Source organism: Komagataeibacter kakiaceti JCM 25156 (assembly GCF_000613305.1).
In genome coordinates, this window is sequence record NZ_BAIO01000095.1 from 1 (window position 1) to 7,163 (window position 7,163).

The window sequence follows — 7,163 nt, forward strand, 5'->3', positions numbered from 1 at the left end:
CTCCGATATGCCCCGGAAGCAGCATGGCATCGCCATTCATACCGGGAAGTCCTGCAGACATCAGGAACACGAAACAGATTGATCCCAACAGACAAGACATGGAGGATCTGAACATGGACGCAACGGAATACAGACCCGACAACAGACTTCTACGTCTACGGGAGGTTACTGAAAGAACCGGACTGAGCCGGGCAACCATTTACCGACACATTAATAAGGGGACTTTCCCAAAACCACGTAAACTATCCAGTGGCACGATCCGCTGGCACTCCGGCATTATAGAGAACTGGATCAATACCGCCGGTACGCCAGGAAATTGACCGGTTTCTTGTTGCAATCAGTTCTCGGAGGCTGCCCCGGCCTGGCCACTCGGCGCCATCATGGGCACGAACCCGGCTAGGTCCGGCCAGCATCAGCAGAGCATACCAACTACTGTAAAGCCGGACCTGTCTTCATAGGCTACCTGGCCACATTTCATCTGTTTGTTTCTTCGGAATGCAATAAGCGCCCCAAGCATCCATCAGAACGCGTCGCTTTTCCAGAAGATTCCCACGTCGATAAGCAGCTTCGACCTTGCTTGCGATAGCGTGAGCTAGCGCCATTTCGGCAATATCACCGTCGAATTCTGTTTCTTCAGCAACCCAGTCCCGAAAAGACGAACGAAATCCATGAGGAACCGCCGCGATACCCGCATCACGACAGATCTTCGTCAACGTCATATCAGAAAGAGGTTTGCCCGTTCGCAAACCCGGAAATACAAGGTTGCTACGTAATTCGCGATACTTATGGGCACGCATAAATATATCCAACGCTGGCTGGGATAGAGGAACAACATGTTCACGTCCTGCTTTCATGCGCGTCGCAGGTATCGTCCATAAAGCGTTGTCCAGATCAACTTCGTCCCACGTCGCGCACCTGATCTCGCCGAAGCGTGCAGCTGTCAGGATAAGTCCGACAAATGCAAGGCGCCCTAGAGAATTACCGGAACGGAGATAAGCTACAAATGCAGGAACCTCGACATAAGGTAGCGCCGCATGATGGACGGACTTACTTTTTACCTTGGGAAGAGACTTGTCCATAGCAGCCATGGGCAGAGGCAGATTACGGTAACCTTTGCCGATCGACCAATCCACGACCGCGCTGATTCGTTGTCGAACGCGACGTGCAGTTTCCTGCTTTGGCAACCAGATGGGCGCAATTACCTCCCTGACGTGGTGACCATCGAGATCAGCTATGGAAATGTCTCCGATGACAGGAAAGGCGTAGCTTTCAAGGGTAGCCAGCCATTGCCCGCGATGCTTCCTGTTTTTCCATGTCGCTTCATTCTCTGCATATACTTTCAAGGCAGCTTCACGGAAGGTAGGAATGCCCGCTTCCTTACGACGTTCGGCTATAGGATCAAGCCCGGCTTCAACCTGCATTCGGGCCTTGCCTGCCCGCTGACGTGCCAGAACTAGGGACACGGTCTTTGCACTGCCTAGACCAATGTCGCGTCGCCGACCATTTTTCTGAATGCGGCACACCCATGATTTGCCGCCTTTCGAACTAATGACGAGATAGAGCCATCCCCATCGCCGTAGCGTCCGGGCTCTTTCGCGGCCTTTACGGCTGTCGCGGAAAGACGTCCCATTTTTATCCCACATTTTTTCCCACATCTGATGCGGGATAGGGTGCAATTCAATGGAACGCCATGCAACACAAAATAGACCCAAAACCTAGGTATTCCGCCATTTGTGATGCAATTTTAGATTGTTTGGAAAAAGTGATTGGCGGAGGGGAAGGGATTCGAACCCTCGATACGACTTGACATCGTATAACGGTTTAGCAAACCGCCGCCTTCAGCCACTCGGCCACCCCTCCGCCGAAGAGCGCGCATTATAAGTAACACGGCGTTTGCAGGGCTGCTTTTAGCCTGTAGCCGCACCCCTGCAAAGCCCTAAAATGCGAGGAAGCTCCTTTTTTACAAAACTTTTTTCAGGGCTTCATTCACAATGGCCGGATTGGCCTTGCCCGCCATGGCTTTCATCACCTGGCCCACGAAAAAGCCGAACAGGCGGTCCTTGCCACCGCGATATTCTTCCACCTTGTCCGCATTGCGGGCCAGCACGTCGGCAACAGCGGCGTCGATCGCGCCGGTATCGGTCACCTGCTTCAGGCCCTTGCGCTCCACGATGTCGGCCGCGCTATCGCCGGTTTCCAGCATGTCCTCGAACACTTCCTTGGCGATCTTGCCATTGATCGTGCCATCGGACACCAGATCCAGCATGCCACCCAGCGCCTGCGCCGAAATGGGGCTGTCCTGAATTGTGCGCCCCGTGCGGTTCAGCGCCGCGAACAGATCGCCCGTGACCCAGTTGGCGGCAAGGCGGGCATCGCGGCCCCGCGCCACTGTCTCGTAATAATCGGCAATGGCCTGCTCGGCGACCAGCACACCGGCATCGTAACGGGGAATGCCGTATTCCTTTTCAAAGCGCGCGCGCTTGTCATCCGGCAGTTCGGGCAGGGCCTTTTCCAGTTCGTCCACCCAGGCCTGTTCCACCACCAGCGGCAGCAGGTCGGGATCGGGGAAGTAGCGGTAATCGTGCGCGTCTTCCTTGCTGCGGAGCGAACGGGTTTCATTGCGGGAGGGGTCGAACAGGCGGGTTTCCTGATCCACCGTGCCGCCTTCCTCCCATACCTCGACCTGACGCGCGGCCTCGGTCTCGATCGCGTGCATGACGTAGCGGATCGAGTTGACGTTCTTGATCTCGCAGCGCGTGCGGAAAGCCTCACCCGCCTTGCGTACCGACACGTTCACGTCGGCGCGCATCGAGCCTTCTTCCATGTTGCCATCGCAGGTGCCGAGATAGCGCAGGATCTGGCGCAGCTTGCGCAGGTAGGCCCCGGCTTCCTCCGGTGTGCGGATGTCGGGTTCGCTCACGATTTCCATCAGCGCCACGCCGGCGCGGTTCAGGTCAATCAGCGAACGTGTCGGATCCTGATCGTGGATCGACTTGCCCGCGTCCTGTTCCAGATGCAGGCGGGTAATCCCGATATGGCGAACCGAGCCGTCGGCCAGTTCGATTTCGACCGTGCCTTCACCCACAATCGGGTGGGTGAACTGGCTGATCTGGTAGCCCGTGGCAGATCGGCATAGAAATAGTTCTTGCGGTCAAACCGGCTTTCCAGATTGATGCGCGCGCGCAGCCCCAGCCCGGTACGGACGGCCTGCGCCACGCATTCACGGTTCAGGACCGGCAGCATGCCCGGAAAACCCGCATCCACCAGGCTGACATGGGTGTTCGGCTCACCGCCATAGGATGCGGAAGCACCGGAAAACAGCTTGGATTTGCTGATGACCTGCGCGTGGACTTCCAGCCCGACCACGATTTCCCACGAGCCGGTGCGGCCTTCGATCGTATAGCTCATTTCGCCGCCTCCGCGCGGATGGCAGGCCGATGGGTAAAGGCCGCCGCTTTTTCCAGCGCGCTACCCGTGGCCAGCAGGGTTTCCTCATCAAACGGGCGGCCAATCAACTGCAACCCGAGCGGCAGGCCCGTGGCGCCCAGACCCACAGGCACGGACATGGCGGGCATGCCCGCCATGGAGGCAGGCACCGTGAAAATATCGTTCAGATACATCTGGACCGGATCGTCCATCTTTTCCCCTTGCCCGAACGCCGGGGTGGGCGCGGTGGGCGTCAGCAATACGTCAACCTGCTGGAAGCTTTCAGTAAAGTCGCGGCGGATCAGCGTGCGGACCTTCTGCGCCTTCAGGTAATAGGCATCGTAATACCCGGCGGAGAGTACGTAGGTGCCCATCATGATGCGGCGGCGCACCTCCGCGCCAAAGCCCGCGCGGCGGGAGGCTTCGTACATCCCGTCCAGCGTGGGGGCGGGCACACGTTCACCAAACCGCAGGCCGTCATAGCGCGCGAGGTTGGAGGAACATTCCGCGGGTGCGACGATATAGTAGGTGGCCAGCCCGTGCCGGGTATGGGGCAGGGAGACATCCACGATCTCGCACCCGGCTTCCTTCAGCCATGCGATGCCCTGCTGCCATGCGCCTCGATCTCGGCTGAGAGACCTTCGGCACGGTATTCACGCGGAATCCCGACCTTCAGCCCCTTCAGGCTGCGACCCACGGCGGCGGAATAATCCGGCACGTCGCAATCCACGCTGGTGCTGTCGCGCGGGTCAAAGCCCGCCATGGACTGGAGCATGATGGCGCAGTCACCCACGCTGCGCGCCATCGGCCCCGCCTGATCCAGCGATGAGGCATAGGCGATCGTGCCATACCGGCTGCACCGCCCATAGGTGGGCTTGAGGCCGACAATACCGCAATAGGCGGCGGGCTGGCGGATCGAGCCGCCGGTATCGGTGCCCGTGGCCCCCATGGCGAGACCCGCGGCCACTGCCGCCGCCGATCCGCCCGACGATCCGCCGGGCACCAGCACGGTCTGCGCATCGTCCCTGCGCTTCCACGGGTTTTCCACCGGCCCGAAGGCGGAGGTGATGTTGGCCGACCCCATGGCGAATTCATCAAGGTTGGTCTTGCCCACGAACACCGCGCCATCGCGCAGCAGGTTGGCCGTGACCGTGCTTTCATAAGGCGGCACGAAGTTTTTGAGAATGTTGCTGGCCGCCGTGTCCGCACGCCGGTGGTGCAGAACAGATCCTTGATGCCCAGCGGGATGCCGGTCAGCGCACGGGCCTCGTTGCGGGCGAGCGCTGTGTCCGCGCGGGCCGCCGCCTCCAGCGCCGCATCGGCCGTGACGGTGATATAGGCGTTAAGCGGGGGTTGAGCGCGGCAATGCCATCCGTATGCGCGCGCACCAGCTCGACCGCGCTGTAGTCGCGCCTGCGCAGGCCGGCGGCGGCGTCGGCAATGGTGAGTTCGGTCAGGTTCATTATTCAACAACCTTGGGCACGGTATAAAAGGGGCCAACGGCGTCGGGTGCGTTGGACAGCACGGCCTCGCGGCAGTTGCCGTCGGTCACCACATCGTCACGTATGCGGAGCGCGGCGTGGCCCGTGCCGACCATGGGGGCGACCCCATCGACATTGACCTCGTTCAGCTGCTCGACCCAGCCCAGGATCCCGTTAAGCTCCCCTTGCAGGGACTGAAGATCAGACTCGTCAATACCAATCCGTGCCAGTCTGGCAATGCGGCGGACGGTCGCGGGATCAAGCGACATGAAGCAATAACTTTCCATCGTAACAGGGGAAGAATATCCTGCGGCGCAGGACCTGCTGAGGAACATAGCCCCGACCATGCCCCTGTTCAACATATCCGATCTCCGTGCCGCGCTGCGGCGCAACCAGCGCCTGCTGGGACTTGACCCCGGCAGCAGGACGATCGGCGTGGCGCTGTCGGATGTGGGCTGATGCTCGCCTCGCCCCACACGGCGCTGAAACGGACGAAACTGTCCGTCATCGCCGCCCAGGTCAGCACGATCGCGCGCGCGCAGGACGTGGGCGGGCTGGTGGTCGGCCTGCCGCTTTCACTCGATGGCAGTTTCGGCCCGGCGGCGCAGGCGGCGCGGGACTGGGCACGCAACCTGTCGGACATGACCGGGCTTCCCGCCGCGATGTGGGATGAACGGCTTTCTTCTTCCGCCGTGAACCGCTTCCTGATCTCGGAGGCCGACATGACGCGCCAGCGCCGTGGGGAGGTGGTGGACCGCATGGCCGCCGCCTACATCCTCCAGGCCGCCCTTGACGCCTCGACCACACCGGACGGGGCAGGGGAGATTGCGAATTCGTGATGGCATGACTGGATTGTGCCAAAACCGGACCCGGACGGTGCGGGGACTGCTATGGTCCCACAAACCACCGGCCCGCACCGGGATGTGACCTTTTCCCAGCCATGCGCCGGACCCTACGTGCCAGAAACGAGGATACCGACCATGCGCCTGCCACACCTGCATCTACCCTACCTGCACATCCATGTGCATGACCGGCCGCTGGCGGGCGACCCCCACCCGCACAACCCGTTTCACTGGAAACTGTATTTCTGTGAGGCGATCGCCACCGCCATCCTGATGATCCTGGGGCTGAGCGCGGTCATCCTGCTTACCGCGTCGGGCAGTCCGTTCGCGACCCTGTTGCAGCAGCACCCCTATCTGCAGACGGCGCTGTGCGGCCTGTGTTTCGGCCTGTCCGGCACGGCGGCGGCCATGACGCCGTTTGGCAAGGTCAGCGGCGCGCATATCAACCCCTCCGTCACGCTGGCGTTTTCACTGGCCAGACGCATCGGCGGCATCGATGCGCTCAATTACATGATCGCGCAGGTTATCGGCGCGTTTCTCGGCACGGCCACGGTGTACGAAGCGGGTAGGCTGGTGGCGTGGTGGGGCAACATGGCGGTATCCGTGCGCTATGGCGCGACCGTGCCGTATGGGCAGATTTCCATCTGGTGGGCCATGTGGTCTGAAATGTTCGTGACCGCCGCGCTGATCGCCATGCTGTACTGGCTGGCCGCGCATCCACGCTGGAAGTTCATCACCCCATGGTCAGGCGGGCTGTTCTTCCTGATCATGAACCGGTCACGGCATGGCTTTCGGGAAACAGCGTGAACTTCGCGCGCACGCTCGCACCCGCCTGTTCGCGGGGCAATGGACGGGGCTATGGATTTACGTGGTCGGCCCGTTTGCCGGGGCCTCGCTCGCGGTCATGGCCATCCGCATGAACCTGCTGGGCAAGCTGCACCTGCTGGAGGCACGGCTGGTCAATTTCGGCCACCACGGCCGCGTTCCCGCGCTGGATGACCCGCACCGCAAGGTCAGCCACCCCGACGACTCCACCCACCATCTGCCGCCCGATAGCGACCCCGCCTGAAGGCCGGGCCGCCCGGCGGGATCCACGCCAGACACACTCCGTTGTTTTGCCAGAAACGGCTTAACCGTCATATTCGCCCTGCCGCCATGCCTGGCCATGGCCCGCAGGGGAGAAAGCATAATAATGAAGCGTTTTTTCAACACGCGAGAGACAATCGTAACCGAAGCCCTGGACGGTTTCCTGCGCTCCGCCGCAGGCCGGCATCTGTGCCGGCTGGATGGTTATCCTGATACCTGCGTCATCATGCAGCGCGCGCCTGATCCCGATCGGGTTTCCGTCATTTCCGGTGGCGGTTCGGGCATGAACCCGCCCATGCCGGGTTCGTGGGCAAGGGCATGCTGACCG

At 61.1% G+C, this 7,163-nt stretch carries 3 protein-coding genes, 1 tRNA gene and 5 pseudogenes; 4 read left to right on the plus strand and 5 right to left on the minus strand.

What is annotated here, in order from left to right; all coding sequences use genetic code 11:
* The first annotated feature begins 113 nt into the window (after positions 1-113).
* Positions 114-320 (plus strand): helix-turn-helix transcriptional regulator, encoded by a 207-nt coding sequence (locus JCM25156_RS27860; protein ID WP_199898842.1) that lies wholly within the window; start codon positions 114-116, stop codon positions 318-320.
* A gap of 132 nt (positions 321-452) precedes the next feature.
* Here the strand turns inward: JCM25156_RS27860 and JCM25156_RS27865 are convergent, their stop codons facing one another.
* The 5 genes and pseudogenes from JCM25156_RS27865 to gatC form a co-directional block, all read right to left on the minus strand.
* Entirely contained in the window at positions 453-1,655 is a 1,203-nt protein-coding gene (locus tag JCM25156_RS27865; RefSeq protein ID WP_277909407.1) for a tyrosine-type recombinase/integrase, read from the minus strand.
* A 112-nt stretch (positions 1,656-1,767) separates the two neighbouring features.
* Positions 1,768-1,860, minus strand: a tRNA-Ser gene (locus JCM25156_RS07470).
* Between the two features lie 100 nt (positions 1,861-1,960).
* Positions 1,961-3,408, minus strand: a pseudogene (gene gatB, locus JCM25156_RS22435) (Asp-tRNA(Asn)/Glu-tRNA(Gln) amidotransferase subunit GatB).
* Positions 3,405-4,889 (minus strand): annotated as a pseudogene (gatA, locus tag JCM25156_RS22440) (Asp-tRNA(Asn)/Glu-tRNA(Gln) amidotransferase subunit GatA). The pseudogenes gatB and gatA overlap by 4 nt, the downstream one beginning before the upstream one ends.
* A complete protein-coding gene (gene gatC, locus JCM25156_RS07485) occupies positions 4,889-5,176 on the minus strand; it encodes an Asp-tRNA(Asn)/Glu-tRNA(Gln) amidotransferase subunit GatC (RefSeq protein ID WP_025812645.1) in 288 nt (95 codons plus the stop codon). Before gatC ends, gatA begins: the two are co-directional and overlap by 1 nt.
* 76 nt (positions 5,177-5,252) lie before the next feature.
* Between gatC and ruvX the strand changes: the two are divergent.
* The 3 pseudogenes from ruvX to JCM25156_RS30900 form a co-directional block, all read left to right on the plus strand.
* Positions 5,253-5,746, plus strand: a pseudogene (gene ruvX, locus JCM25156_RS22445) (Holliday junction resolvase RuvX).
* Positions 5,747-5,887: 141 nt separating this feature from the next.
* A pseudogene (locus tag JCM25156_RS22450) lies at positions 5,888-6,818 on the plus strand (MIP/aquaporin family protein).
* A 123-nt stretch (positions 6,819-6,941) separates the two neighbouring features.
* A pseudogene (locus tag JCM25156_RS30900) lies at positions 6,942-7,163 on the plus strand (dihydroxyacetone kinase subunit DhaK); the annotation flags it as partial.

Excerpts from the sequence above, each read along its gene's own strand:
- JCM25156_RS27865 (WP_277909407.1), bottom strand. The coding sequence starts at position 1,655 with ATGTGGGAAAAAATGTGGGATAAAAATGGGACGTCTTTCCGCGACAGC.
- JCM25156_RS27860 (WP_199898842.1), top strand. The coding sequence starts at position 114 with ATGGACGCAACGGAATACAGACCCGACAACAGACTTCTACGTCTACGG.
- gatC (WP_025812645.1), bottom strand. The coding sequence starts at position 5,176 with ATGTCGCTTGATCCCGCGACCGTCCGCCGCATTGCCAGACTGGCACGG.